This window comes from Rhodococcus sp. NPDC059969 (assembly GCF_042738325.1).
In the GTDB taxonomy this organism is placed as follows: Bacteria; Actinomycetota; Actinomycetes; order Mycobacteriales; family Mycobacteriaceae; genus Rhodococcus_F.
In genome coordinates this window covers 58,358-82,545 of record NZ_JBHWUF010000015.1, presented here as the reverse complement: position 1 = coordinate 82,545, position 24,188 = coordinate 58,358, and the positions used below count along the sequence as shown (strand labels likewise).

The window sequence follows — 24,188 nt, the reverse complement described above, 5'->3', positions numbered from 1 at the left end:
GAACCTTCAAGCGTCGCAGCGACTTTTCAGCAAACTGCCCTGCCTAGAACAGCTCCCGCTTCTGAACCTTGCCCATCGCGTTACGCGGCAGTGTCTCGGCAAAGCGAACCTCACGGGGACGCTTGTGCGCCGACAACTCTGCGCCGACCAACTCGACCAATTCAGCTTCGGTGACCTCAGGACTCCCGGCCTTTCGGACTACGACGGCGATGATCCGCTGCCCCAGGTCGGCGTCGGGGACACCGATCACCGCAACTTCGGAGACCGAGGGATGCCCGAGGATGGCGGTCTCGATCTCGCCGGCGCCGACTCTGAATCCGCCGGTCTTGATCAAGTCGATAGATTCGCGGCCGACGATTCGGTGGAACCCACCCTCGTCGATGACGGCGACATCACCGGTCTTGAAATAGCCGTCCTCCGTCCAGGACTCGGCGGTTGCGTCTGGACGGTTCAAGTAGCCGTCGAAAAGCATCGGCCCGCGTACCTGTAGGCCGCCGATGCTCTCGCCGTCGTGGGGCACGTCGTTGCCCTTCTCGTCACGAAGACGAGTCTCGACACCGCGCAGCGGCACGCCGACCCACCCCGGGCGTCGTTCGCCGTCGAAACGCGTGCTCAGGGTCAGCATCGTCTCACTCATGCCGTAACGCTCGATTGGCGTCAATCCTGTTCGCTCACGCAGCTTTTCGAAGACCGGCACAGGAAGAGGCGCGCTACCGGAAACCAGAAGTCGGGCACCGGACAACGCCCTGGCCGCTTCTTCGTCTTCGGCGATACGCGACCAGACGGTGGGGACACCGAAGTAGAGGGAGCCTTTGGCCCGTGCGTAGTTTTCCGGCGTCGGCTTGACGGTGTGGATCACCCGGCTGCCGATCCGGAGTGGGCCGAGGATTCCGAGAATCAGTCCGTGCACGTGGAAGAGCGGAAGCCCGTGCACCAGCGTGTCTCGCCACGTCCAGTCCCAGGCCTCGCCGAGCGCGTCGATCCCGGCTGCGATGGCCGAGCGACTGAGCAGAACACCCTTCGGTGGGCCGGTCGTTCCGGACGTGTACAGGACGAACGCTGTGGACTGCGGTGCCGGTTCGGGATAGCTGTGCCACGAGCGCGCGTGCAATCGGACGGGAACTACGGGCAAGCCTTCGCAGTGTTCGTCCGTTTCGCCGAGCCACGCCTGGGCACCGGAGTCACGCAGAATGTGCTCCCGCTCGGCCTTCCCCGAGTCCGGCGGGACCGGCACAACAGTGACGCCGGCGATCAGTGCCCCGACGACGGCGAGGATCGTTTTTGCTGTGGGAGTTGCCAATACGGCAATCCGATCGGCCTGCGCCACTCGCTCCGCGACCGAGGTCGCGGCACCGAGAATGGCACTCCGCGAGAGAACCGTGTCACCGATCGTCACGGCGTCGTCGAGGTCGTCACCGCGGGCAACAGCAAGGGGGTTCAGGGATCTCAGCAGCACCACGACAGCATCTCACAGCGCAGATGGTCGCAAACTTTCTCCTGCCCGACGCGCATCCATCGAGTGCGGCGGGAACAGCGTCACCAGCGCCGCCCCCAAGAGAGCCCCGGAAAGAACGGCGAATCCGTGCGCGTCGTCGACCGTCACCAGGGTTGCGCCGCCGACCACAATCACGGCTGTCAGAACAATCTCGGGCATTCGCGGGCGCACCAGTACGCCGATCCCCGCGGCCGCCGCTGCCAGAGCAAGTGTGGCGCCGGAGTTGCCTGCGCCGGTCGACGGGAAGACTGCGGTGGTGAGCAACCCGAACAGCAGTTGACCGAGCAGGAAGAGAGCCCAGCCGCGTGCGGCGCCCCAGAGCCGAAACGCCGGCGGCGCCACCACCGCCAGCGTCACGAGATTGGTGACGGTTCCTGCGACCCCTCCGTCCTGAACGAGCACCGAGGTCAGAATGCGCCACCATTGACCGTCGCGAATCAGAGCGGGATCACGACGAAACATGTCCAGCAGTCCCGGCATCAGCGCCTGCAGGATCGACGGAACTGCCACCGCCAGCCAAAGAACAGCGGCCGAAAGAGGGAAGTCTCCGAATATTCGACGATCCTTCAGCCAGGTGAGCATCAGCGCAACCGAGGCGACAACGACGGCGACGATCAGTACCGCGTCCAAGCCGCCGGTCCCTGAGGTGGTCACAGCGCGACCTTACATCGGACTGATACCGACATCAGGGAACCTGACACCTGCGAAAGCACACAGTTCAGGCGGAGAGGCGCTTTGCTGCTGCGGCGATTCGTTCGTCTGTCGCGGTGAGAGCGATCCGAACGTGCTTGCTCCCGCTCGGTCCGTAGAACTCACCGGGGGCAACGAGGATCCCACGATCGGCGAACCAACTGACCGTCGCTCGGCATTCCTCGCCGCGCGTCGCCCAGAGGTACAGACCTGCCTCGGAATTGTCGACGGTGAATCCGGCGCCGCGAACAGCTTCGATCAAGACGCTGCGACGCTCGCGGTACCGCTCGCGCTGGATGTTCTCGTGTTGGTCGTCGCCCAAGGCTGCGGTCATCGCGGCTTGGATCGGCAGCGGCAAGATCATTCCCGCGTGCTTGCGCACCTCGAGCAGTTCCGACACCAGAGCAGGGTCACCGGTGACGAACCCGGCGCGATAGCTCGCGAGATTGGATGTCTTCGAAAGTGAGTGGACCGCAAGCAAACCGGTCAGATCACCGTCGTTGACGCGGGGATCGAGAATGGAGAGCGCATCCGCTTCCCAGGTCAATCCGAGGTAGCACTCGTCGGAGACGACGATGGCGCCGCGCTCGCGCGCCCAGGCCACGACCTTCTGCAAGTGCTCGAGGCCGAGCACCTTGCCGGTGGGGTTGGACGGCGAGTTCACGAAGATCATCGCCGCCGACTCGGGACCGAGCTTGTTCAAGCCGTCGGCGCGCAGGACGCGTGCGCCTGCCAACTTCGCCGCGACCTCGTAGGTCGGGTACGCCAACTCCGGAATGACCACTAGATCGTCGGCTCCGAGACCAAGCAATTTCGGCAGCCACGCGATCATTTCCTTGGTACCGATGGCCGGCAGCACCGCTGCCGGATCGACGTCGGGAATGTTGTAGCGGCGATCCAGTGACTCCGCCACGGCCTCGCGAAGCGCGAGCGTGCCATGAGTCGTCGGATATCCGGGCACCTCGGCAACAGAGGCGAGAGCCTCCTGAATCACCGGGTCCACCGGATCCACCGGCGTACCCACGGACAGGTTCACGATGCCGTCGGGATGAGAGTGCGCCTTCGCCGTGACGTCGGCGAGCGAATCCCACGGAAAGTCAGGAAGCCCAGCGGCCACCGGAGTACGAGACAAGATCTCTATTCCTCACCCATGGGAGGCAGCGCCTTGATGAACGGCGTGTCGTAGTCGACCTTGCCGAGCTTGGCGGCTCCACCAGGCGAACCGAGATCGTCGAAGAAATCGACGTTGGTGCTGATGTACGCGTTCCACTGATCCGGGACGTCGTCTTCGTAGAAGATGGCTTCGACGGGACAGACAGGCTCACACGCGCCGCAGTCGACACACTCGTCGGGGTGGATGTAAAGCATGCGTCCACCCTCGTAGATGCAGTCGACAGGGCATTCTTCGATGCACGCCTTGTCCATCACATCTACACACGGTTCAGCAATCGTGTAGGTCACTGCCGATCTCCCTGCCTTCCTGTCGTGCATCGCCGCCGCAACACGCAGTTGCTCGGGGCCGAAAATCCGATACGACTCTCACGTACCGCGGGAACAGCCTATTATCCCCCTGCCTACCGACTCTGAGCAGGCGGGGGTAACACATTTCAGCCTACTGCGGTGATGTTCCTCGACCGAATCGCGATCCACTTCTCCCCCAGGGCGGCCGCGCGTACCAGTGCGCCCCGCTCACCGAGGTAATCCGCCACGACGCCGACCACCGGAATCTTGCCGAGAATCTCGTACGGTTTCGTCCGCGACGGCCGCTTGTGCAGCTCGTCGGTGATGGCGCGGAAAGTCTTCGAGGTGCGCCACAAGGTCCCGATCAATGCGAAGGGGCGCCAGGTCTCGTCGGCGGCGCTGACCGACTTTTCGGCGAAATCCTCACCGGCGAGCAGATCTCGGGACTTGGTCTCACGCCGGCACAGCACCGACGCCAAGAGGTCCACTTGCTGATCCCGTTCGGTCACTCCGTGTTCACGGGCAACCGCAACGAGCACAACGGCCTGATTCGCGAAAGCCAGCAGGTCCTGGATCGGCAACCGATTGAGGAGGACGCCGAAGATGCCGGGGAACGCGACGGCAACGGTGTTGAGTGCACCCAACCTGGTCGTCCACCACTTCGAGCGCTGCTCGTCCGTCATCACCGACCACGCCGCCGTTCCCGGGAACTTGACGACATCGAGGACCCAAGCTGCAGCGTCCAACACCATCGCCGCAGCGTTTCGCTCAGGATCGGTCGGCTCGAAGGTCCGACGCTTGATACCGAGCGGATCGCTGTAGGCGAGGTCGAGAACCGGGTTGATCCCCCATACCGCTCGATCGAGAACCTCGACGACCTTGCGGTCCCCCAGTACATCAGCCATCAGGCAATCGCTCCTTCGCGTCGTGCATGTGTGGTGGTTCGTTCGCGCGCCGGACGTCCGATTCCCTCGGCGATGGCGCGCAGTTCTGCGACGGTCTTCTCGGACCCGTGTTCGGAGCCCGCCATCCGCGAGATCGTCTCTTCCATCAGCGTTCCGCCGAGGTCGTTGGCTCCGCCGTTGAGCATCATCTGTGTTCCGGTGATGCCGAGTTTGACCCAGCTGGTCTGGATGTTGGGAATGCGGCCGTGCAGCATGATGCGTGCCAGCGCGTGCGCAGCGCGGTTGTCCCGATTGGTCGGCCCTGGTCGTGAAGCGCCTGCCAGGTACAGCGGCGCGCTCTGGTGCACGAACGGTAGAAGTACGAACTCCGTGAATCCGCCTGTGCGGTCCTGGATTCCGCGAAGAACATTCAGGTGCCCGACCCAGTGGTGCGGCTGATCGACGTGTCCGTACATCATCGTCGAACTCGACCGCAGTCCTACCTCGTGGGCCGTGGTGACCACTTCGATCCACTCCGCCGTCGGCAGTTTGCCCTTGGTGAGGATCCAGCGCACCTCGTCGTCGAGGATCTCCGCTGCCGTGCCGGGAATGGTGTCGAGGCCCGCCTCGCGCAGAGCCGTCAGCCAATCCCTGATACTTTCACCGCTGCGCGATGCGCCGTTCACGATCTCCATCGGTGAGAACGCGTGGACGTGCATCGACGGCACGCGCTTCTTGACGGCCCGGACCAGGTCGGCGTAACCGGTGACGGGAAGTTCCGGATCGATACCGCCCTGCATGCACACCTCGGTAGCGCCGGCGACGTGCGCTTCCCACGCACGGTCGGCGACCTGGTCTGCCGACAGTGTGAAGGCGTCGGCATCGCCCTTGCGCTGCGCGAACGCACAGAACCGGCAGCCCGTGTAGCAGATGTTGGTGAAGTTGATGTTCCGGTTCACGACGTAGGTGACGTCCTCGCCGACGGCTTCCTTGCGCAGCGCATCCGCGAGTGCCACAACGGCTTCCAGGCCCGGTCCCTCTGCGGTGGCAAGGGCCAGGTATTCGTCGTCGGAGCATCCGGCGGGATCGCGTTCGGCGCTGCGCAGCGCAGCCAGCAGATCGGTGTCGACGCGAATCGGAGCACTGAGCTCGAGGACCTGTTCGCGCACGGTCTCCCAGTCGCCGAACGCACTGCCCAGGTCACTGCGGGTCTCGGTGTTGCGCCCGTCCGTGTCGATCTCCGTATTGAGATCCACACGTCCGCTCGATTCCCACGACTCGTCCGGCTCCTGCCACGGCCGACCCACCGGCTTGGTATCCGGCAAGGCGAGCCCGGTCTTGGGGTCCGCGAGCGCCTGAACGTGACCCGCAATGCGCGGATCGATCCACGGAGCCCCGGCCAGGACATACGCCGGCTGGGCCGCAGTGCGTTCGGTGAGGGTGAAGCCGCCCTCGGCGCTGATCTCGGCCAAGGTCTCGAGATTGGGCCACGGGCGCTCGGGGTTGACGTGATCGGGGGTCAGCGGTGATACCCCGCCCCAGTCGTCGACGCCTGCGCCGAGCAGCGCGAGGCACTCGCTGTTCGAGACGAGATTCGGCGGACTCTGAATCCGCATCGTGGGCCCGAGCAGTAGGCGCGCGACGGCGATGGCCGCGAGAAATTCGTCGAGTCCTGCGTCAGGGGTGTTGCGCATCGCGGTATCAGGCTTGGCCAGGAAGTTCTGAATGATCACTTCCTGGATGTGGCCGAACGCCTTCTGCGACTTGCGTATCGCCATGATCGACTCGGCGCGCTCGAGGAAGTTCTCCCCGATGCCCACGAGAATGCCGGTGGTGAACGGAATGTTCAGTCGGCCTGCGTCGGTCAGGGTGCGCAACCGAACCGCGGGGTCCTTGTCCGGGCTTCCGTAGTGGCATTCGCCCTTGTCGGTGAACAGCCGAGTTGCCGTCGTCTCGAGCATCATGCCCATCGACGGCGCGACGGGCTTGAGCCGTGAGAGTTCCTGCCAGCTCATCACACCGGGGTTCAGGTGTGGGAGCAGTCCGGTCTCCTCGAGCACCCGAATCGACATCGCTCGCACGTAGTCGAGGGTGGAATCGTAGCCACGTTCGTCCAGCCATTGCTTTGCTTCCGGCCAGCGAGCCTCGGGGCGATCCCCCAGCGTGAACAGGGCTTCCTTGCAGCCCAATTCGGCGCCTGCCCGGGCAATGTCCAGAACCTCGTCCGGCTCCAGGAACATGCCGTGCCCTTCGGCACGCAGTTTCCCCGGCACGGTGACGAAGGTGCAGTAGTGGCACTTGTCCTGGCACAGACGAGTGAGTGGAATGAAAACTTTCCGCGAGTACGTCACGGTGTTCGGCCGACCCGCTGCCAGCAGACCGGCGTCGCGAACCTTGGCCGCCGAGGAACACAGATCGGTCAGATCGGTTCCCCGTGCCTTCAGCAGCGTTGCCGCCTCGTCGACATTCAGGGTCGCTCCGTCGCGTGCACGACGGAGGACTCGCCGCATCGCCGACGCTGACGGGCCGGGCGACGGACTGGACGAGGCGGACGCGGAAATACCTGGCATCGGAAGCATGGTGGGTTTGCCGGAGTCATCACCAGTTCGGTTCACCTAGCGATCATGCGCCATGTGAGACGACTAGTGCCACCCGGTGCCAGAACTAGGAGGCCTTACTGCCGCGATACCGCCTCGATCACGACGGCCGATAGTCGTCGTCGACCGAGACCTCGACGCGTTGATCCACCACGTCAGCCACTGGTGCGTCGAGTGGAATATCGGTCAGATCGGGTTCTTCGGGGGCGTTTGGATCTACGGGTGTCGATTGTTCGAGCGCATCTGATTCCGGAGCCTCCGGGTCGAATGTCGCATCTTGTTCGGTCATCACGTGCTCCCTTCGCGGTCGCCACACTCCACGATAGGGCCGATGTCGACAGATCGCCCCTCACTCGACCAAAGTAGTGCCCATGACTGCCCCGCAACCGCTGACCATGGCCGACCCGTTATGGCGACCCAGCACCAAAGCCCCGAGGCTGTGGGCAATCACTGCCTCCCTGTTCTGGGTACCTGTCATCGTCGCCGAAATCGTCTGTGCCGTCTTGATACCCGGAATCCCGTCCTGGGTGGTCGGCACCGTATTCGCAGTCACCGTGCTCTTCGCCGCCACCTACATTCTGATGGTTCCGGCGTGGCGGTATCGCGTCCACCGATGGGAAATCAGTGACACCGCGGTGTACACACGCACCGGCTGGTTCACCCAGGAACGACGCATCGCACCGATCTCGCGCGTGCAGACCGTGGACACCGAGCGCGGACCGATCGACCGCATGTTGGGTCTGGCAACCGTCACGGTCACGACGGCGTCGTCGGCCGGGGCTGTCAAGATCTCCGCACTCGACCAGGAAATCGCCGACCGCGCGGTGGCTCAACTGACGGAGATCGCGGGCACCAACGTGGGGGACGCAACATGAACGAGAAACAGGTGGGCGACCCGACCGCGATCGAGATTCCGGTCGAGGCGGAAACGGCGGCTGCCGAGGCAGCCGAAGAGGAGCAGCCCTGGCTCCGCCTCGACCGCCGCATGCTTCTGGTCCACCCCGTCAACGAAGTCGTCAAACTCCTCCCGGTCCTACTCGTCTCCGTCGTTCTCGGCAGCCAATCCGGAAACCACTGGTGGGGTCTCGGCGTCGTCACTCTGCTCGTCATCTTCGGCCTGTTGCGGTATTTCACCACCACGTACCGCATCGGGCCCGTTCACGTTCAACTGCGCACCGGGGTATTCCAGAAAAAGCTGCTCTCGGTCCCGCGTAGCCGCATCCGATCCGTCGACGTCGAGGCCGGGGTCATGCACCGACTGCTGGGGCTGTCGATCGTGCGCATCGGGACCGGCCAACGTGCCGGGAGCGGCCACGATTCGAACAAGTTCGAACTCAATGCCCTCTCGACCACCCTGGTTCCGGACCTTCGTGCCGCGCTGCTGGCCGGCGCGCAACAGGCACGCAACCCTGAGGTCCCCGGCACTCCGGTCCAAAACATCGCCGAACCAGTCGACACCGAGATCGGCCACTGGGAGCCGAGTTGGGTTCGCTATGCCCCCTTTTCGTTCACGGGAATCGCCATCATCGCGGCGATCATCGGCATCTCGTTCCAATACGGCATCGGCACTGCCGTCGCGAAGTCCTCGGCAGTCAGCGACAGCTTCGACTCCCTCGAGAGCCTCGGCATCGCGGTGATGGTCGTCATCGCACTCGCCGTGCTGCTGGTGCTGTCGAGTGCACTCGCCTGCGTTCAGTATCTGATCGCGTTCGGCAACATGAAGCTCACCGACAACGGCCGCATCCTGCACGTCAGTCACGGCTTGTTGAAGACCCGGCAGACCACACTCGACCGAGCCCGCCTGCGCGGCACGACGCTCAAAGAGCCGCTCCTGCTGCGTCTTGCCCGCGGCGCGCGCCTCGACGCCATCATGACGGGCGTGAGTGCCGAGAAGAAGGAATCTTCGCTGCTGCTCCCGCAGGGACCGCGCAAGGAGGCCGAGCGAGTGATGGCCACCGTGATCGGTGACTCACGCCAAGCGTCCGCTCCCCTGATGAATCACGGCCCGGCCGCGCGGCGTCGCCGGTACACCCGAGCGCTGTTTCTGGCGGCAGTGGCGTTCCTGGTCTGCGTGGCGTGCGCGGCATCGGGCCTCCACGTGCCGATCTATGCGTGGTTCGGAGTCGCTGTGCTCGTGATCGGCGGCGCTGCCCTTGCGCACGACCGATACAACGGCCTCGGCCATGCAGTTCTGCCGGGGTGGTTGATCACCCGAAGCGGCTCGCTCGATCGCCAGCGTCACAGCCTCGAATCCGAAGGTGTCATCGGCTGGACGGTGCGCGAGACGTTCTTCCAACGTCGCGCAGGCGTGGCAACCGTCGTCGCCGCGACGCCCGCCGGCACCGGAAGCTACGAGGTGATCGATCTCCCCGCCGAGAACGCGTGGGCTTTGATCGAGGCCGTCACTCCGGGCGGAGGCGACGTCTGGGCAGGTCGTCGATGATGAGCCTCGCCAGCGAACCGAGACGCGATCGCTCCGGCTGGATGGTGGGAACACCGAGCAGTTCCAGCGGGGCGGCCGTCACCGGTCCGACGCAGTAGGTCGGTACCGGTCCGCGCATGGCTGCGACGAACCGCTCCAGTTCGCCCATTTCTTTTGCCGTGCTGAGCATCGAGGAGACGGCGGGGGCGCTGGTGAAGGTCAGCGCGTCGATTGCGCCGGAACGAACTGCAGCAACCAGCGCGCGGACGGGCGACTGATCCAGCGGCCGGATCCACCGATAGACCGACACCGGAGTGACTATCGCGCCGGTATCGGCAAGGGAAGCGCTCAGATCCGTCAACGGCTCCCATTCGGTGATGGTGCCGTGCAACTGGACTGCGACGCGTAAGCCTGCCACTCCCTCACTCCCGAGGTGCGCCAGAACTTCCTCGGACGACTCACCCGAGGGGGACCACTCCTCACGCAATCCCGCGCCTCGAATGGCGCCCGTCGCCTTCGGGCCGCGGGCGATGATGCGTGGCCGGGCCAAAGCTCCGAGGAACTCGTCGGTCAAACCCCAGGAGGCGACGGCGTCGAGCCATCCGCGAAAGCCGATTCCGGTACTGATCACGACCAGATCCGGTGGATCGGCGATCAGTGCGGAGGTCTGGGTGCGCAGGTCTCGATCGTCCACTAACGGCAGGACATGGATCACCGGTGTCCGCACGATCTCTGCACCTCGCCGCTCGAGGAGCGTCGCAAATTCTTCGGCACGCCGTTCTGCGGTCAAGGCGATCGTCGCGCCCGCCAGATCATGTTCAGCCACAGGCTGAGTGTCCCTTATGCACGGGCCAGTTTCCTACGCGCGCGCCGAGAACTATTGCGAACTGAGGGTGGCAAGCCTGTTGATCGCCACTTTGAAAAGGAAAACTGCGGCCGGAGCGATAGCACCGACCAAAAGCAAGAACGTCAGTGGGGACGACAGCACCAGCACGTCGCCGCCGGGGCCGCCCACCATGCACACCAAGAACCCGACGATCCAACCGGCGAGCGGCAATGCGGCTCTGCCCGGAGTCGTGACAGTGCGGGCCGCGATCACCAACACGAGGTTCGCGACTGCGGCTACGAGAATGCTGATGGGAAATGCCGTCGTACCGAGATGAGTCGGCAGGAACAGAACGGACAGCACCGCGCACAGGAATCCGTCGAAAATCAGGACGCCGAGGATGACAGGGTCGAGCCACGACAGCGACGTTCCTGTCGAGGCGTCCGTGTACTTCTCGACCGTGATCATGGTTTTGATAGTGGTCTATCGGTCGCCATCGCGCGAGCGCGGGGTCCCCTCCCGACAAGCACCCCGGCTCGCGCCCGAAAAGAACGAAGACGATCAGGGAACCGGCGGGAACCCGAGAAGCGTCAGCAGATGACTTTGCTGATCCGCGAATGCGTAGAGCGATCCGTAATACAAGTCGTGGTAGTAACCAGCCATCGGACGCAACGAATCGACGAAGGCAACGATCTGGTTCTGCAGGTCCCAGTTGTACATTTCTTCAGCCCCCAGGCTTTGCTGTTACCGAAAGGACCACCCATCCGGTGACACGCATCACACACCACTACGGCGTCGATCGCAATGCCTGTGAGCCGACGCGCAGGTCAGATCACGTCAGCCAGGCAGCCCGCCGAACAGATCGCTCTCGCGACCGTCCTCACCCACCGGACCAAGCGTCCCCGCCACCAACACGAAATGCTCGACCGTCAGGATCGGCTGGACCACGTTGTTCGACAATGCGAACTCGGCTCCGCTCGGGGCTACCGTCACCTGAGTGGCGTGGGCGCTCAATGCCCGCGCCTTCGTATCGATGACGCCGCGAACGTCGATTGCCGTCGTCACGTCTCCGTCATCGACGCTCGGCAATTCCGCGGGCTCGGGCAGGCGCCAGTTCGCCGGGAACTCGGAAATGGCCGCGATGCCACGCTCGAGTCCACTGCGCTCGGTAACGGTCCAGTAGAACTTCGGGGTCGTCCACGGATCGCCGGCCTCGGGATACGCCGTCGTTGCTGCAGCTTCGACGGCCGCTGTGGTGATCGCGTGTGCCTGGATGTGGTCCGGGTGCCCGTAGCCGCCGTTGGGGTCGTACGTGATCACGACGTGCGGCCTGATCTCACGAATGACGGCGACCGCCGCGCCGACTGCCTCGTCGAGTCGAGCATTGACAAAAGCACGGGGATTCGCGGCCGACGGTGTGCCGATCATTCCGGAATCGCGATACCGACCGGCGCCGGCGAGGAATCGAGGAGCGGCACTGCCCAGTGCCGACAGCGCTGCGCTCAGTTCGGAAATCCGATAGCCGCCTAGTTGATCCGACTCGGCAGCCACGAGCCCCGCCCACGCGTCACCGATGACTTCGCCTTCCTCCCCCAACGTGCAGGTAAGGACCGTGACCTCGACGCCTTCGGCCGCGTAACGCGCGATGGTGCCTCCGGTGGTGATCGTTTCGTCGTCCGGATGTGCGTGTACCAACAGCAGTCGTTTCGCCGAGGTCGTCACTTTGCCACCCTCACCCAGTCCGTCGCGTTTCCGAATATCCCCACCTGCACCGGGCCGTCGAGCACGACGCCCTCGACTCCGGTCCCGACCGCGACCAGCGCTCGGCTCTGCACGATCGGCAAGACCGCCGCGAGGTCCCACAGCTTGGGCTCCGCGTCGGCGATCAACGATCCGAGATCCCCGACGCCGCTGAGCGCTTCGTCGATCCGACCTTGCAGCGCAGGATCGCAGAGCCCGGACAGGTTGCTCGGAGCCTCGACGCTTGTCGTGCGGACAGGCTCCGGAGACGGCGTCGGTGCGGGTACCGCCGAACTTGTTGCCGGAGTGGAAGGTGCGCTCGGGCAACTGAACCGCGATGCGAGTGAAGTGGCCGTGTCGGCGCCTGCCCGACTCCAACCGACAATCATGTCGACGCGTCCTGTCGTCAGGTCCTCGCCGTAGAGTTCCTCCGGCGGCACCGATTCGACAGTCGCGAGGATCCCCACGTCGCGCAGTTCGTCGGCCGCGGTGTTTGCCACGGCGATCGCGATGTCGTCGTTCTCGGGGGCACCGATCAGCAGGGTCAACTGAGCACCGTCCCGGACGATCGATCCGACTGTCCCAGTGCCCGTGACGATTCCGGTGGCCGGCGTCGTCAGGTAGCCGGCTGCAGTCAGCTCGCCCAGCGCCTGCTCTCGGGTCGGCTTCGGCGGCGCGGTGGGTGCGTATCCCGGATCCGACGGAGCGAGGATCTGAGCTTTCACCGGGGCCGACGCCGATTCACTCCCGGCCGCCACTACGGCGAGCAGGTCCGGATCGAGCAGTCCCAGAACACCTTTACGGACCCGAACGTCCGCAAAGTTTTTGCTGCGCCCGTTCACGTTGATGTCGAGAGTGCGCGGAACGTACGAGAATGCAGTACTGACACCCGGGATCGCAGACAGCTGAATATCCGTGGCACTACCCGAATGAACTTGCGCCACTTGAGCGTCGTCGGTGCGCAGGGCATCCGCCAACTGCGACGCCGTTCCGCCGCGTCGCAGAACTATCTGATCCGGGTCGGACGGCTTGCCCCAGAATCGGTCGTTGCGTTCGAGCACGATTTCGTCCCGGCCACGGTCGACAGAGCGCACGTGAAAGTGGGCTCCCGACACCGGAATCCCCTCGCTCAGTCCGGTGCTGAAACCGCCGGGAGTGTCCTTGATCAGGTGGGACGGAAGAATATCGGTGAACAACTCTCGCCACGCCGGGTACGGTGCACGCATCACCACGTTGACCGCCTTGCCACCGCCGGACGAGTTCACGTCGTCGATCATCTGATAGCCCGCGGGGTTGACCACACCGGGAACCGAGATCATCTGCTGCCACAGGTAGCGAAAGTCCTCTGCTGCAATGGGAGCACCGTCCGACCACTGGGCTTCGTTGCGCAGTTGGTAGCGAATCGTGAACGGAGCCTCTGACGTCACTTCAGCCGAAACGAGAAAAGAATCGTCGATCGCCCACTCCGTCGCACCAGGTTGCGTCGGCGATTTGATCGGGCGAAACGCACTGGGCAGCACGAGATTACCGACTGCGGAGTTGACCGGCGACTGATCCGCGAGCAGGTGCGGGTTGAATCCGCCTCCTACCTCGTCGATTGCCACAGTGACCTGCTTCGTCGCCGGGACGACCGGAGTCGGTGTGGGCTTGACGGTTTCGGTGCTCTCGACCGGAGGCGGCGGATCGGCTGTACATGCAGTCAGCGACAACGCCGTCACTGCCACTGCCAACGCCAGGTAGCGACGTCCTGAGGCCACAGACAATTCCTTCCGTACGGGGCCGCGTCGCCCCTTCGCACTCGATTTCCGGGCAGCACTTTCGCCCGGAAACCATGAAGGCGAATGTACCTTTCCGCCGAGAACTCGGCCGAAAGGCACATCCGCCTGTCAGGTTGTAACCGACGAAAGACTACAGAGCAGCCTTATCGCGAGACTTGCTGCGCGAACGCTCGCGAGCGCGCTCGGTTGCATTGAGATGCACCTTGCGGACGCGGACGTCCTCGGGGGTGACCTCGACGCACTCGTCGCCGGAGCAGAATTCCATCGCTGCTTCGAGTTCGAGCTTGATGGGCTTCGCGAGGGTCTCCATCACGTCTGCGGAGGACTGACGCATGTTGGTCAGCTTCTTCTCGCGGGTGACGTTGATGTCGAGGTCTTCCTGACGGGGGTTGATACCGACGACGTGACCCTCGTAGGTGTCTGCGCCGGGCTCGACGAAGAAGGTTCCGCGGTCAGCCAGCTGGATCATGGCGAACGGCGTCACTGTGCCGGAACGGTCCGACACGAGTGAACCGGTGTGGCGTGCACGAATCTCGCCGGCCCAGGGGCCGTAGCCGTCGAAGACGGCGTTGGCGATGCCGGTACCGCGGGTATCCGTGAGGAATTCCGTACGGAAGCCGATAAGACCACGTGAAGGAACGATGAACTCCATACGAACCCAGCCTGCGCCGTGGTTCGACATCTGAACCATCTTGCCCTTGCGGTTGGCCAGAAGCTGAGTGATGGCACCGAGGTACTCCTCGGGGCTGTCGATGGTCAGCTCTTCGAAAGGCTCGTGGATCTTACCGTCGACAGTCTGGGTGACCACCTGCGGCTTTCCGACGGTCAGCTCGAAGCCTTCGCGACGCATCTGCTCGACCAGGATGGCGAGCGCGAGCTCTCCACGACCCTGGACCTCCCACGCATCGGGACGTCCGATGTCGAGGACCTTGAGCGAGACGTTACCGACCAGCTCCTGGTCCAGGCGAGCCTTGACCATGCGCGAAGTGAGCTTGTGACCCTTGACGCGGCCGACCAGCGGTGAGGTGTTGGTACCGATCGTGACCGAGATGGCCGGCTGATCGACGGTGATGCGAGGCAGCGCAACCGGGTTGTCGAGGTCGGCGAGCGTGTCGCCGATCATGATGTCCGGGAAACCTGCAACAGCGCAGATATCGCCGGCGAGCGCAACCTCGGCGGGAACACGCTCGACACCGATGGTGGTGAGCAGTTCGGTGATCTTGGTCTTGGTGATGACGGGCTCGCCGTCGACCTCACGGCACCAAGACACGGTCTGACCCTTGCGCAGCTCGCCGTTGTGGATGCGAACCAGCGCGAGGCGACCGAGGAATGCCGACGCGTCGAGGTTGGTGACGTGAGCCTGGAGCGGTGCGTCGACCGTGCCCTTGGGGGCCGGGACGTACTCCATCAGAACCTGGAACAGAGCGGCGAGGTCTTCGGCGTCGGGAGCCTGACCGTTCTCGGGCTGCACCGTCGAAGCCTTGCCCTCGCGACCGGAGGCGTAGAGAACCGGCAGTCCGAGCGCAAGCTCGGCGGCCTCTGCAGCCTCGTCGGAGAGATCGGACGCGAGGTCCAGGAGCAAGTCCTGAGCCTCGGAGACAACCTCTTCGATGCGCGCGTCGGGGCGGTCCGTCTTGTTGACGACCAGGATGACGGGCAGCGAAGCGGCGAGCGCCTTGCGCAGCACGAAACGCGTCTGCGGAAGCGGGCCCTCGGACGCATCGACGAGCAGGACGACGCCGTCGACCATGGACAGACCGCGCTCGACCTCGCCACCGAAGTCAGCGTGGCCCGGGGTGTCGATGACGTTGATGACGGTGACCGAACCATCCTCGTTGCGCTTGTGCACCGAGGTGTTCTTCGCGAGGATCGTGATGCCCTTCTCGCGTTCGAGGTCGCCGGAGTCCATGACGCGATCGACCAGCTCGGCGCGCTCCTCGAACGCGCCGGACTGACGAAGCATGGCGTCGACGAGGGTGGTCTTGCCGTGGTCGACGTGTGCGACGATGGCAACGTTACGGAAGCTGGTGGTGGTCACGCGATGGCTCTCCTGGCTGAGTTGATTCGGCCACGCGAAAGTCAAGTCGCACGGCTCTTCTGGTGGCCGCTGCACGAGTGTGTGATCCGAATCAGGGCACGAATCGCCTGAATAGGCACCGCGGCCTAGTAAATACTACTCGCTCCGAGCGGATACTCCTGCATTGTGCGGCCTCTATCACCGCCCCCACCAGCCAATAGTGATTTGCACCACGCTGAAGCGGGTAGGATTACGACCTGGAGAAACAGGGTGTTTAAGGGTACGCTAACCTCGTTCCAAGAGCGGGCTCTCCGCCGTAGTGAAACAGGAAAGCCGCAGCGTCACATGGGAAAAATCAAGGCAAGCAAGGTCTCGAAGCTCAAGCCGAAAAAGAAGTGCTGCCGGAAGAAGACACGGTGCATCAAGTGCCCCGTCGTCATCATGCGGATGAAGAAGCTCGAGAACGAGGGCGCATCCAAGAAGGAACTGAAAGCCGGTCTCAAGAAGGCCCGCGCGGCGTAAGCGCCCTCAACTCCTCGAGCAGTTCGGGGATCCAGGCCCGATCGTTGTCGACCAGATCCATCGACAACAGTTCTTCGGCGTCGACCCATGCCAACTGAGCATGGTCGAGCGCGACCGGTTCGCCGGACACCAACTCCGCCCGGTACGCCCGCAGGACCAACCCCGGCGACAGTGGCACGTCGACGCCGATTCTGGCGCCGCACCGAACTTCGACCGCGAGTTCCTCGAGTAGCTCTCGCACCAACGCGTTCTGTGGTGATTCGAACTCCTCGACCTTCCCGCCCGGCAGTTCCCAGCGGCCGGCCAACGCCGGCGGACTCGTCCGCTGCGCGAGGAGCAGCCTTCCCCCACGGAAGATCGCGCCGGCAACAACTTCGCGATCCCTTGCAGGCACATCACTCATCGCACCATGATGGAGTATGGCCACTTTTTTGTTGTCCGACTCCGCAATCCAAAGCGCACTCGACGAACTGCCCGCTTGGCAGCTGTCCCCGGGCTCGATCACTCGCACCGTCGACTCCGCGACCTTCCCGGACGCGATCGCCCTTCTCCAGCGCATCGCGGCCGTCGCCGAGGCCGCAGATCACCATCCCGACATCGACGTTCGATGGCGCAAGGTCACGTACACACTCTCGACACACTCGGCCGGCGGACTCACCGATCTGGACTTCGACCTGGCCCGTCGAATTGACGTACTTGTCGACGATTCGGTCCGTTTCGACTGATCTTCGAGTGAACAATCCTCGCAATCTGACGTAACAGTTGCATCAACTTTCACATAGATCACTTCAGTCACAGGTATGGTCGCCGTAAATCACGATCGAGGCCGGTCATGCCATAGACTCCCCCCGGTGCGTAGCTGCTCAGCAACTGAACAGCTGTACAACCCGGGGGCTCTGTACATAGAGTGACCCCTCGAGCCGTCAAACGCGGAGCTCGCCTAGGCGCCCGCGCGGTATGACTAAGGATGGGGAAACAGTGCTTCGAACCCGAGGTATGCGAAAGGCGTTCACCGCCGTCGCTATTGCCGCAGTAGCAGGACTGGCATTGCCGGCACAGGCAATGGCCGATCCGGCAGCACCGCCCGCACCCGAAAGTGTGCCGATCGAGTTCCTCGCCTCGTTTGCGCCTGCCATCATCGGCGCCGCTGCAGGTCCGACTGACGTCGCCGGCGGCCCGCAGCAAGCGTTGCTCGACCAGGCTCGTGCGATTCTGAACTCCCCCGGCATTCCGCCTGAGATCAAGGCCACCCTCGAGAAGGTCATCACCTTCCTCGACGGCAGCGGCGGTGGCGGACCGGCAATCCCGGACGAGAACGCCCCCGTCATCGCGCAGTTCCTGTACCCGACACTGGGCAAGGGCTGCATCTCGGCAACCGCCGATTCGGTCGGAACCGCACTTGCTGTTCCCGGCCCGGCTCACCTGCCTCCTCCCGGCCCCGCTGCCGGTCAGGCCGGATTCGTCTTCACCGCTCTCGGTACGGCTCCCGCCGTCGACGACCAGCCGGTGCCGATGACCGTGACCTGGGTCAACATCGACAACCAGCGCAGCGCAACCCAGAACCTGACCAACGCCGCGCGCATCAACCCGGACGGCCCCGCCACTCTGTCGGCTATCGCCGATACGGGCCCCGGACGCGTCCTCTCGGTGATCAGTGGTTCGCTGACCACCCAGCCGGAAGGCGCAGACCGCATCACCTGCAGCTTCCTCCCGACCGTGGGCATGTTCGCGGTAGCTTGATCGAAGTCTTGTGAAAGGGACCCACCGAATTTCGGTGGGTCCCTTTTGCATCTCCGATCACCGTGATAGACCCGATAGATGGGACATCTACGAGTGGACATCACGCATGGCCGTTCAGACCGGAAATCAAGCCCAGACGACCAGTCGATGCGGTCGCACAAGTCGACTCGATCGATACTGTCCATCCGATCCGAGGGGTCCATCCTGTCGATCGGATCGGCGTACTCGATACTGTCGATCGGTAGTGTCGGCTCTTTCCTATCCATCGGAAGCATCGGATCTACGGCATCGGTCCTGAGTTCGGGCTCGTTCGTCAGTCTCGGGTCCGCGCTGTCCGGGCTGTCACGCTGGTCGTTGCTCTCCTGGCGTGGAAATCACGCAGCGCCCGAGCAACATCCGAAACTTGTTGTCATTGCGCCGGAATCGGATTCGAGCGATCCGGATCGCTCGCTGCGGTCCGTTTCGCACTCTCAGACCTGATTCGGTCGCGGCCAGTCGCGGCCTTCCAGGGCTTCGACCGAGGTATTGAATTGCCGGAGTAGATCACCGAGCGCAAGACGTTGCTCGGGCGTCCACTCGCGCAGGACCTTTTCGACGCCCGCTGTCGAATGTTCGCGATCAGCACGAAGTTTCAACAGCCCCTGCGCTGTCGGCCGGACCTTTCGCGCCAGGCCACCGTCCGGATCCTCCACCCGCTCCACCAAGCCCTGACGCCTGAGCGCGCCGATCTGCCGGTTTATGGTCGAGATGTCGAGCGAGAAAGCGCAGGAGAGCTCCTTGAGGCTCATGGGATGTTGCAATTCCAGTCGACCGAGCAGTAGATACGCCGACCGGTCCAGATGAAGTTCGGCCCGTTGAGCAAGCGCGTGGTAGCGCGAGAGCAGAGTCAACTCGTACTCGATATTCACCAGTTCGGGGTTCCGGTCCATCCTCATATTGTGCAGACTACACACGATGTGTAGCGTGCACACTGGGGCGAACGCACCGAAACAGAACATGCCAGGGCGGGAGCCGAATGTCCGTTCACACAGGGTCGTCGAATGTCGACGGGAATACCCCTGAGACGAAAACCACGGACACGAACTACGCACCGTCGGGTCCCGTGCTCACCGTTCTCGGACTGTGCGGAATCGTCGTCGCCTTGATGCAGACGCTGGTCGTCCCGATCATTCCGCAATTGCCGCACCTGCTGAACTCTTCTCCCGCCGACACGTCGTGGGCGATCACGGCAACGCTCCTCGCCGCCGCCGTGATCACGCCGATCAGCGGACGCCTCGGCGACATGTTCGGCAAGAAACGAATGCTGCTGGTCAGTCTCGGGATGGTCGTTCTGGGCTCGGCCATCTGCGCGATCGCGCCTTCACTGATCGTGCTCGTTGTCGGCCGTGCACTTCAAGGAGCATCGGTCGGGGCAATTCCATTGGGCATAGCCATCATTCGTGACGTTCTTCCACCGAAGAAAGTGGCCGGAGCCATGGCAGTCATGAGCGCCACCCTCGGTGTCGGCGGTGCGATCGGACTGCCGATCGCCGCAGTGATTGCTCAGAATGCCAACTGGCACTTTCTCTTCGCCACCTCGGCAGCATTCGGATTGATCTGCATCGCACTGGTTGCGTTCGTCATTCCCGAATCGACCGTACGACGCCCGGGCCGTTTCGACTTCGTCGGAGCGCTCGGCCTCACAGTCGGCCTGATCACCCTGCTGCTGCCCATCACCAAAGGCGGGACTTGGGGGTGGGGCGACGCGAAAACACTGGGACTCCTTGCGGTTTCCGCGCTCAGCTTCCTGGTGTGGGGATGGTGGGAACTTCGACGCAGCGCACCACTGGTAGACCTTCGCGTATCGGCCCGACCGCAGGTCCTCTTCACCAACTTCGCGTCGATCGCTGTCGGTTTTGCCATGTACGGCAATTCCTTGACGCTCCCCCAACTCCTCATGGCGCCGACGTCGACCGGCTACGGACTCGGACTGTCCATGGTCGCAGCGGGACTCGCACTGGCCCCCGGTGGACTCGTCATGATGGCGCTCTCACCCGTCTCCGCTCGAATTTCGGCTTGGCGTGGCCCACGAATCACGTTGATGCTTGGCGCCCTCGTCATCGGATTAGGTTATGCCTTCGCATATTTCACGGTGTCGAGCGTCTGGCAGGTCGCCGTGGCCGGAATGTTCATCGGCGCGGGCGTCGGGCTCTCCTACTCGGCCATGCCGGCCTTGATCATGGGCGCGGTACCCATCACGGAATCCGCGGCCGCGAACGGACTGAACTCACTGATGCGATCGATCGGCACGTCGACGTCTGCCGCGATCGTGAGCGTCGTTCTGGCCGGGATGACCATCACGGTCGGCACCGCAGTGATCCCCTCGTTCGAGGCGTTTCGCGCCACGTTCCTGATTTCCATCGCCGCCGCCGTCGTGACAATGGTGTTCGCCGGATTGATTCCCAAACAGAAAGTCTCGTAAGGGAATCAACCCGGCGGAGGACTCACTTCTCCGAAGAGCCTTCGATGCTGCCCGTCTGCAACTTCGACAGAAGCGTGTAGATGAAATTGATGATGATATCCACGTGGTGCCCTCTCACATAACGGGTCCCCGACCCGCCAACGACGGTACCGCAGAACTCTTCTGCGTCGAATCGCCGACAATCAATTCTGCAACGTGTTCTAATTTGAGGCGACGACTACCCGAGGAGCCTTTCATGACCTGGACACGCACGGAACTCGAAGATGCCTTCGCGGGTTACCAGAACACGGTTGTCGAGTGCACTCGTTCCGGCGACTGGAACGCCTTCGCGGACATGTTCACCGAGGACGTCGTCTACGTGGAACACGCCTTCGGCACCCTCGACGGCCGAGAGGCCGTACGCAAGTGGGTGACTCGCACGATGACCGAGTTCCCAGGGCGCCGGATGACCGAGTTCCCGGCCAACTGGTTCGTCGTCGACGAGCAGCGTGGATGGATCGTGTGCGAGATCGACAACCCGATGGAGGATCCGGGTGACGGATCCGAGCACGGCGCCGCCAACATCACGATCCTGCACTACGCAGGCGACGGATTGTGGTCTCGCGAAGAAGACGCATACAACCCGATGAACTTTCTGTCGATGGCAAAAGCATGGTGCCTCGCCGCCGAAGCAGCGGGCAACCTCCCCGAAGACGCCAAGGCCTGGCTCGCCAAATTCGGCGCTATGGTGCGATAGATCCCGTCGGCAACGAGGACCCGACGGGCTGAACCGGACCGACCGAGCCTGCCAACGACCACTGCCCGTAATCGCGCGTGAGGATCGAATTCAGATCCACGCCGACGCCGTCGACCTTGCGCTTGTCGATTTCGAACTGGTGCAGGTTTGCCCGCGGGTGCACATACCCTGCCGGTGAGCCCCAGTTGTGCTGCCAGAACCAGGTTCCGACGCCTGCACTGATCATCGCGTCGATCACGCGAGTGTTTCCGTAGACACCGAGTGCCCCGTTGCCCACAACCGAGGCCCACCCCTCGAGGTATGGCGCAATCAGCGTCGTGATCTCGGTACTGGTTGGATTGTCGTCGATCGACGCGTAGATCGGCCGACCGGACGGTCCACCGGCCGCAGCATGTAGTTCGAGGCCACGGGACGCATGACGCTTGCCTGCCTCGCGGGCTCCGCGCCAGTCCGCTGTTCCGCCCTTGCCGAATTGATAGCAGGAAACGACTTGGAGTCCGGCCGCCGTCAACGCGTCGGTTTCCCGCGCCAGTACGGGCTTACCGACCATCCAATCGGCGCCCGGCCGTCGATCCGAGACGTACCGGATGGCGCCTGCGTACCCGGCGGCCTTGATTGCCTGAGCGGACGGCACACCGGCGGCGTAATCGAGCAGGGTCCCGAGCGAACCGGCATTGGCCACCGACGTCGTACCGCTCAAAGCAGCGAGTCCGGCAGCCGCCGATCCAGCGGCTGCGTACTTGAAGAGGTTTCTTCGCGAGACGTGCACAAAGCTCCGATCATCGGCGTGTCCCGCTCGAAGTGGCGGGCAGGCAAGCTATCTTCTTTCGCTCGCATTCCACCACAGTCACATCAACCCCGCCATGCACTTGGCCAACAATGCTCACATTGTCACCAAATTGGACGCTAGGCAGATAATCAGGCAGACAACAGTGGCCCCCGAAGACGTCGTCTTCGGGGGCCACTGGGTCGGCCTATCGGCCGGAAGCTATCAGCTGAGCGAGGTGAAGAAGCTCAGAGCGCTGAAGAGATCAGACGCGTTGCTGAAGAAGTCGTTGAGGAAGGTGAAAGCATCCGAGAATTCTGCGCTGCTCATGCGATGTGCTCCTGTCGAAGATACGGTCCAGAGGATTTGCTGCCACGTGAGTGGCTGCTGGCGATAAGAGTAGAGGTCTTCCGTTACTTCCGCGACACCAAATGTGTCCGGGACGTTACATTTCGGCCCCTTCAGGTCACAGGCATACACACAGGTAACACACACATGCAGTGATCAAACTGTCACCTACGGACGATTTATTGACACATTCCGAACATCGTTCCCGATAGTAGCTACCCTTCAGCATCAAATCTGTACATCGACTACAAGATTGGCAAGCCTTACTTAATAGAGCGGATGTTGCACTCCATAGTGCGCGTACCAGCAGATTGGCCAAATCACTTTCGCGGATTGGGCCACGCGAGCTTAGTGCGCGCGCAAACATTCAGCCACAGTTCGGGTTAGCGAGATCTTTACGCCGAAAACGACCGTCCCGGCAGCCCACCAGACCATACTTAGCGGTCATCATGGTGACGCTATTCACACCGTTTCGGGGAACTTCGGGTGCCGATTGCAACCCCATCTCGACACAAATTGAACGTTCGAGAGCAAAGTGGAGTTCATGAATTTCACGAAAAAGAAGTCCTGGAGTGAGCTGTCACCCTCGCAGCGCCGCGTCGTCGCCCTGCTCGCAGCGATTCAGTCCCTGCTGGCGATTGCCGCGTGGATCGACCTCGCGCGACGACCTGCCGAAACGGTGCACGGTAGCAAGAAGAAGTGGGCAGCAATTATCTTCGTCAACTTCTTCGGACCGCTCGCCTACTTCCGCCGAGGCCGGATTCAGTCGAAATAGTCCCAGAACTGCAGCCACTTCACCGACGCGAACAGCGTCAGAGTCGCTGCGTACACCGCAATAACCGCCGCGACGCCGCGCCAGTTGGTGCGAGGGACGGCGCCGTCGACCGGGTCCAGCCAATGGCGGAACCACCTGGTGACCGTCGGCATCAGAAACCACGTCATGGCGCCGACGCTGACTATCTGGCTCAGCCACATCGAGAGCCACGGCGGCGCTCCGATCCCGTCGAGCAACGGCCCGAGAAACCTCGACAGCGTCATCACCGTCGGATAAAGAACGAGCAGGATGATCATCGCCGTCTTCCAATTCGGCGTTGCACGGGTCTGCCCGTTCTCCGTGCGCAGAATCGTGCCGAACGGTGTCGACCGCGTGGTCTCGGTGAAGTCCTCGGCTAGCTCGGCTCGCAGTTTCGGTAGTGCCGCGGCCCTTTCAGGCGACGCCATCCACACCGCCAACTGCTGCTCGGTCCGAAACCGAAGGACGGACTTCCACTGGGTGGAGTCGGTGACCGACCGCAACAACATCACCGACTCGTAGCCGGAGAATCGCGAACTGAGATCGATGAGGTGCCGTTGCGTTCGCAGAAACTCGTTCTCCTTACCCACGACGACGGCGTGGTCGTACACACCGATACCGGGCGGCGGCAGAACGCCGTCGACCAGTACCAGATCACTCGTCTGCGCGAGAATTCCCGTTGCTGCAGCAGATCTTTCGAGATCGCGGCGATCAGTCGACTCCAGCCAGCGATGAAGATCGTCGGCACTGGCGAAAGTGACGGACAACCCGTGCGACACCGGTTCCGGTTGATCACTGACAGCGCAGCTCAGGTAGCCGTCGAATCGACCGGCGATCTCGGCCGCACGCTCTACCCACGCCCGGAATCCCGAACTCGTTCGGTGGTACCCGGTGATGGCGGTTGCGGACACG

The 24,188-nt window shown here is 63.2% G+C and carries 26 protein-coding genes; 9 read left to right on the top strand and 17 right to left on the bottom strand.

Translation table 11 applies throughout. From position 1 onward, the window contains the following. Nucleotides 1-43 precede the first annotated feature (43 nt). The 7 genes from ACFWAD_RS28070 to ACFWAD_RS28040 all read right to left on the bottom strand — a co-directional run bounded on the left by ACFWAD_RS28070 (nt 44) and on the right by ACFWAD_RS28040 (nt 7,416). Nucleotides 44-1,456 (bottom strand): acyl-CoA synthetase, encoded by a 1,413-nt coding sequence (locus ACFWAD_RS28070; protein WP_378549783.1) that lies wholly within the window; start codon nt 1,454-1,456, stop codon nt 44-46. A 12-nt stretch (nt 1,457-1,468) separates the two neighbouring features. Then, nucleotides 1,469-2,149, bottom strand: a complete 681-nt coding sequence (locus ACFWAD_RS28065) for a rhomboid family intramembrane serine protease (RefSeq protein WP_378549780.1) — start codon at nt 2,147-2,149, stop codon at nt 1,469-1,471. Nucleotides 2,150-2,213: 64 nt separating this feature from the next. Beyond that, entirely contained in the window at nt 2,214-3,317 is a 1,104-nt protein-coding gene (gene dapC / locus ACFWAD_RS28060; RefSeq protein ID WP_003945226.1) for a succinyldiaminopimelate transaminase, read from the bottom strand. Between the two features lie 5 nt (nt 3,318-3,322). Continuing rightward, complete coding sequence (gene fdxA / locus ACFWAD_RS28055) at nt 3,323-3,646, bottom strand: ferredoxin (protein WP_003945248.1); 324 nt, start codon at nt 3,644-3,646, stop codon at nt 3,323-3,325. 146 nt (nt 3,647-3,792) lie between these two features. Next, nucleotides 3,793-4,551, bottom strand: coding sequence for a hypothetical protein (locus ACFWAD_RS28050; protein ID WP_378539215.1), 759 nt, complete (start codon nt 4,549-4,551; stop codon nt 3,793-3,795). Continuing rightward, a complete protein-coding gene (locus ACFWAD_RS28045) occupies nt 4,551-7,109 on the bottom strand; it encodes a bifunctional FO biosynthesis protein CofGH (RefSeq protein ID WP_378549842.1) in 2,559 nt (852 codons plus the stop codon). Before ACFWAD_RS28045 ends, ACFWAD_RS28050 begins: the two co-directional genes overlap by 1 nt. A gap of 118 nt (nt 7,110-7,227) precedes the next feature. Next, the gene (locus tag ACFWAD_RS28040) at nt 7,228-7,416 is read right to left on the bottom strand and encodes a hypothetical protein (RefSeq protein WP_283301526.1); all 189 of its coding nucleotides are present in this window, start codon (nt 7,414-7,416) and stop codon (nt 7,228-7,230) included. 82 nt (nt 7,417-7,498) lie between these two features. Between ACFWAD_RS28040 and ACFWAD_RS28035 the strand changes: the two genes are divergently transcribed. Next, nucleotides 7,499-8,002, top strand: coding sequence for a PH domain-containing protein (locus ACFWAD_RS28035; RefSeq protein WP_378549775.1), 504 nt, complete (start codon nt 7,499-7,501; stop codon nt 8,000-8,002). Beyond that, the gene (locus ACFWAD_RS28030; RefSeq protein WP_378549772.1) at nt 7,999-9,570 is read left to right on the top strand and encodes a PH domain-containing protein; all 1,572 of its coding nucleotides are present in this window, start codon (nt 7,999-8,001) and stop codon (nt 9,568-9,570) included. The genes ACFWAD_RS28035 and ACFWAD_RS28030 overlap by 4 nt, the downstream gene beginning before the upstream one ends. Here ACFWAD_RS28030 and ACFWAD_RS28025 read toward each other — a convergent pair. The 6 genes from ACFWAD_RS28025 to typA form a co-directional block, all read right to left on the bottom strand. Beyond that, nucleotides 9,530-10,375 (bottom strand): uroporphyrinogen-III synthase, encoded by an 846-nt coding sequence (locus tag ACFWAD_RS28025; protein ID WP_378549769.1) that lies wholly within the window; start codon nt 10,373-10,375, stop codon nt 9,530-9,532. The genes ACFWAD_RS28030 and ACFWAD_RS28025 overlap by 41 nt on opposite strands. Before the next feature lie 51 nt (nt 10,376-10,426). Beyond that, complete coding sequence (locus ACFWAD_RS28020) at nt 10,427-10,843, bottom strand: hypothetical protein (protein WP_378549766.1); 417 nt, start codon at nt 10,841-10,843, stop codon at nt 10,427-10,429. Between the two features lie 93 nt (nt 10,844-10,936). Then, complete coding sequence (locus ACFWAD_RS28015) at nt 10,937-11,095, bottom strand: hypothetical protein (RefSeq protein WP_003945210.1); 159 nt, start codon at nt 11,093-11,095, stop codon at nt 10,937-10,939. Between the two features lie 117 nt (nt 11,096-11,212). Then, nucleotides 11,213-12,097, bottom strand: coding sequence for an N-acetyl-1-D-myo-inositol-2-amino-2-deoxy-alpha-D-glucopyranoside deacetylase (gene mshB, locus ACFWAD_RS28010; RefSeq protein WP_378549763.1), 885 nt, complete (start codon nt 12,095-12,097; stop codon nt 11,213-11,215). After that, a complete protein-coding gene (locus tag ACFWAD_RS28005) occupies nt 12,094-13,872 on the bottom strand; it encodes an ABC transporter family substrate-binding protein (protein ID WP_378539220.1) in 1,779 nt (592 codons plus the stop codon). Before ACFWAD_RS28005 ends, mshB begins: the two co-directional genes overlap by 4 nt. Nucleotides 13,873-14,023: 151 nt before the next feature. Further along, nucleotides 14,024-15,931, bottom strand: coding sequence for a translational GTPase TypA (typA, locus tag ACFWAD_RS28000; protein WP_378449029.1), 1,908 nt, complete (start codon nt 15,929-15,931; stop codon nt 14,024-14,026). Nucleotides 15,932-16,255: 324 nt separating this feature from the next. Between typA and ACFWAD_RS27995 the strand changes: the two genes are divergently transcribed. Next, on the top strand, nt 16,256-16,432 hold the full coding sequence (locus tag ACFWAD_RS27995) for a hypothetical protein (RefSeq protein ID WP_019744526.1): 177 nt from the start codon (nt 16,256-16,258) through the stop codon (nt 16,430-16,432). Here ACFWAD_RS27995 and ACFWAD_RS27990 read toward each other — a convergent pair. Then, the gene (locus tag ACFWAD_RS27990) at nt 16,410-16,835 is read right to left on the bottom strand and encodes a (deoxy)nucleoside triphosphate pyrophosphohydrolase (RefSeq protein WP_378549760.1); all 426 of its coding nucleotides are present in this window, start codon (nt 16,833-16,835) and stop codon (nt 16,410-16,412) included. The genes ACFWAD_RS27995 and ACFWAD_RS27990 overlap by 23 nt on opposite strands. Nucleotides 16,836-16,851: 16 nt before the next feature. Here ACFWAD_RS27990 and ACFWAD_RS27985 point away from each other — a divergent pair, with 16 nt between their 5' ends. From ACFWAD_RS27985 to ACFWAD_RS27975, 3 genes are all read left to right on the top strand, one after another. Next, nucleotides 16,852-17,157 carry a 4a-hydroxytetrahydrobiopterin dehydratase gene (locus tag ACFWAD_RS27985; protein ID WP_378549757.1) on the top strand — a complete coding sequence of 102 codons (306 nt, stop codon included), beginning with the start codon at nt 16,852-16,854 and terminating at the stop codon, nt 17,155-17,157. 271 nt (nt 17,158-17,428) lie between these two features. Further along, nucleotides 17,429-18,172: a hypothetical protein gene (locus ACFWAD_RS27980; protein WP_378549839.1), complete on the top strand. Its 744-nt coding sequence runs from the start codon at nt 17,429-17,431 to the stop codon at nt 18,170-18,172. A gap of 147 nt (nt 18,173-18,319) precedes the next feature. Further along, nucleotides 18,320-18,652 (top strand): hypothetical protein, encoded by a 333-nt coding sequence (locus tag ACFWAD_RS27975; protein ID WP_378549753.1) that lies wholly within the window; start codon nt 18,320-18,322, stop codon nt 18,650-18,652. Here ACFWAD_RS27975 and ACFWAD_RS27970 read toward each other — a convergent pair. Next, complete coding sequence (locus ACFWAD_RS27970) at nt 18,643-19,101, bottom strand: MarR family winged helix-turn-helix transcriptional regulator (protein ID WP_378549750.1); 459 nt, start codon at nt 19,099-19,101, stop codon at nt 18,643-18,645. The genes ACFWAD_RS27975 and ACFWAD_RS27970 overlap by 10 nt on opposite strands. Nucleotides 19,102-19,187: 86 nt before the next feature. Between ACFWAD_RS27970 and ACFWAD_RS27965 the strand changes: the two genes are divergently transcribed. Continuing rightward, nucleotides 19,188-20,633 carry an MFS transporter gene (locus ACFWAD_RS27965; RefSeq protein WP_378549747.1) on the top strand — a complete coding sequence of 482 codons (1,446 nt, stop codon included), beginning with the start codon at nt 19,188-19,190 and terminating at the stop codon, nt 20,631-20,633. Nucleotides 20,634-20,868: 235 nt separating this feature from the next. Further along, a complete protein-coding gene (locus ACFWAD_RS27960; protein ID WP_378539226.1) occupies nt 20,869-21,369 on the top strand; it encodes a nuclear transport factor 2 family protein in 501 nt (166 codons plus the stop codon). On the opposite strand, the gene ACFWAD_RS27955 is transcribed toward ACFWAD_RS27960, so the two are convergent. Next, nucleotides 21,356-22,138: a DUF1906 domain-containing protein gene (locus ACFWAD_RS27955; RefSeq protein WP_378449024.1), complete on the bottom strand. Its 783-nt coding sequence runs from the start codon at nt 22,136-22,138 to the stop codon at nt 21,356-21,358. The genes ACFWAD_RS27960 and ACFWAD_RS27955 overlap by 14 nt on opposite strands. 880 nt (nt 22,139-23,018) lie before the next feature. On the opposite strand from ACFWAD_RS27955, the gene ACFWAD_RS27950 reads away from it, so the two are divergent. Beyond that, nucleotides 23,019-23,258, top strand: coding sequence for a PLD nuclease N-terminal domain-containing protein (locus ACFWAD_RS27950; RefSeq protein ID WP_378539227.1), 240 nt, complete (start codon nt 23,019-23,021; stop codon nt 23,256-23,258). On the opposite strand, the gene ACFWAD_RS27945 is transcribed toward ACFWAD_RS27950, so the two are convergent. Beyond that, a complete protein-coding gene (locus ACFWAD_RS27945; protein ID WP_378549744.1) occupies nt 23,246-24,187 on the bottom strand; it encodes an antibiotic biosynthesis monooxygenase in 942 nt (313 codons plus the stop codon). The two genes, ACFWAD_RS27950 and ACFWAD_RS27945, sit on opposite strands and share 13 nt — an antisense overlap. Between the last annotated feature and the right edge of the window lies 1 nt (nt 24,188).

Coding starts and splice junctions, on each gene's coding strand:
- ACFWAD_RS27980 (WP_378549839.1), top strand. CDS start 17,429: ATGCGAAAGGCGTTCACCGCCGTCGCTATTGCCGCAGTAGCAGGACTG.
- ACFWAD_RS28050 (WP_378539215.1), bottom strand. CDS start 4,551: ATGGCTGATGTACTGGGGGACCGCAAGGTCGTCGAGGTTCTCGATCGA.
- ACFWAD_RS28020 (WP_378549766.1), bottom strand. CDS start 10,843: ATGATCACGGTCGAGAAGTACACGGACGCCTCGACAGGAACGTCGCTG.
- ACFWAD_RS27995 (WP_019744526.1), top strand. CDS start 16,256: ATGGGAAAAATCAAGGCAAGCAAGGTCTCGAAGCTCAAGCCGAAAAAG.
- ACFWAD_RS27975 (WP_378549753.1), top strand. CDS start 18,320: ATGCGGTCGCACAAGTCGACTCGATCGATACTGTCCATCCGATCCGAG.
- ACFWAD_RS27965 (WP_378549747.1), top strand. CDS start 19,188: ATGTCCGTTCACACAGGGTCGTCGAATGTCGACGGGAATACCCCTGAG.
- ACFWAD_RS28045 (WP_378549842.1), bottom strand. CDS start 7,109: ATGCTTCCGATGCCAGGTATTTCCGCGTCCGCCTCGTCCAGTCCGTCG.
- ACFWAD_RS27970 (WP_378549750.1), bottom strand. CDS start 19,101: ATGGACCGGAACCCCGAACTGGTGAATATCGAGTACGAGTTGACTCTG.
- ACFWAD_RS28030 (WP_378549772.1), top strand. CDS start 7,999: ATGAACGAGAAACAGGTGGGCGACCCGACCGCGATCGAGATTCCGGTC.
- ACFWAD_RS27985 (WP_378549757.1), top strand. CDS start 16,852: ATGGCCACTTTTTTGTTGTCCGACTCCGCAATCCAAAGCGCACTCGAC.
- ACFWAD_RS28040 (WP_283301526.1), bottom strand. CDS start 7,416: ATGACCGAACAAGATGCGACATTCGACCCGGAGGCTCCGGAATCAGAT.
- ACFWAD_RS28035 (WP_378549775.1), top strand. CDS start 7,499: ATGACTGCCCCGCAACCGCTGACCATGGCCGACCCGTTATGGCGACCC.
- ACFWAD_RS27990 (WP_378549760.1), bottom strand. CDS start 16,835: ATGAGTGATGTGCCTGCAAGGGATCGCGAAGTTGTTGCCGGCGCGATC.
- ACFWAD_RS27960 (WP_378539226.1), top strand. CDS start 20,869: ATGACCTGGACACGCACGGAACTCGAAGATGCCTTCGCGGGTTACCAG.
- ACFWAD_RS28015 (WP_003945210.1), bottom strand. CDS start 11,095: ATGTACAACTGGGACCTGCAGAACCAGATCGTTGCCTTCGTCGATTCG.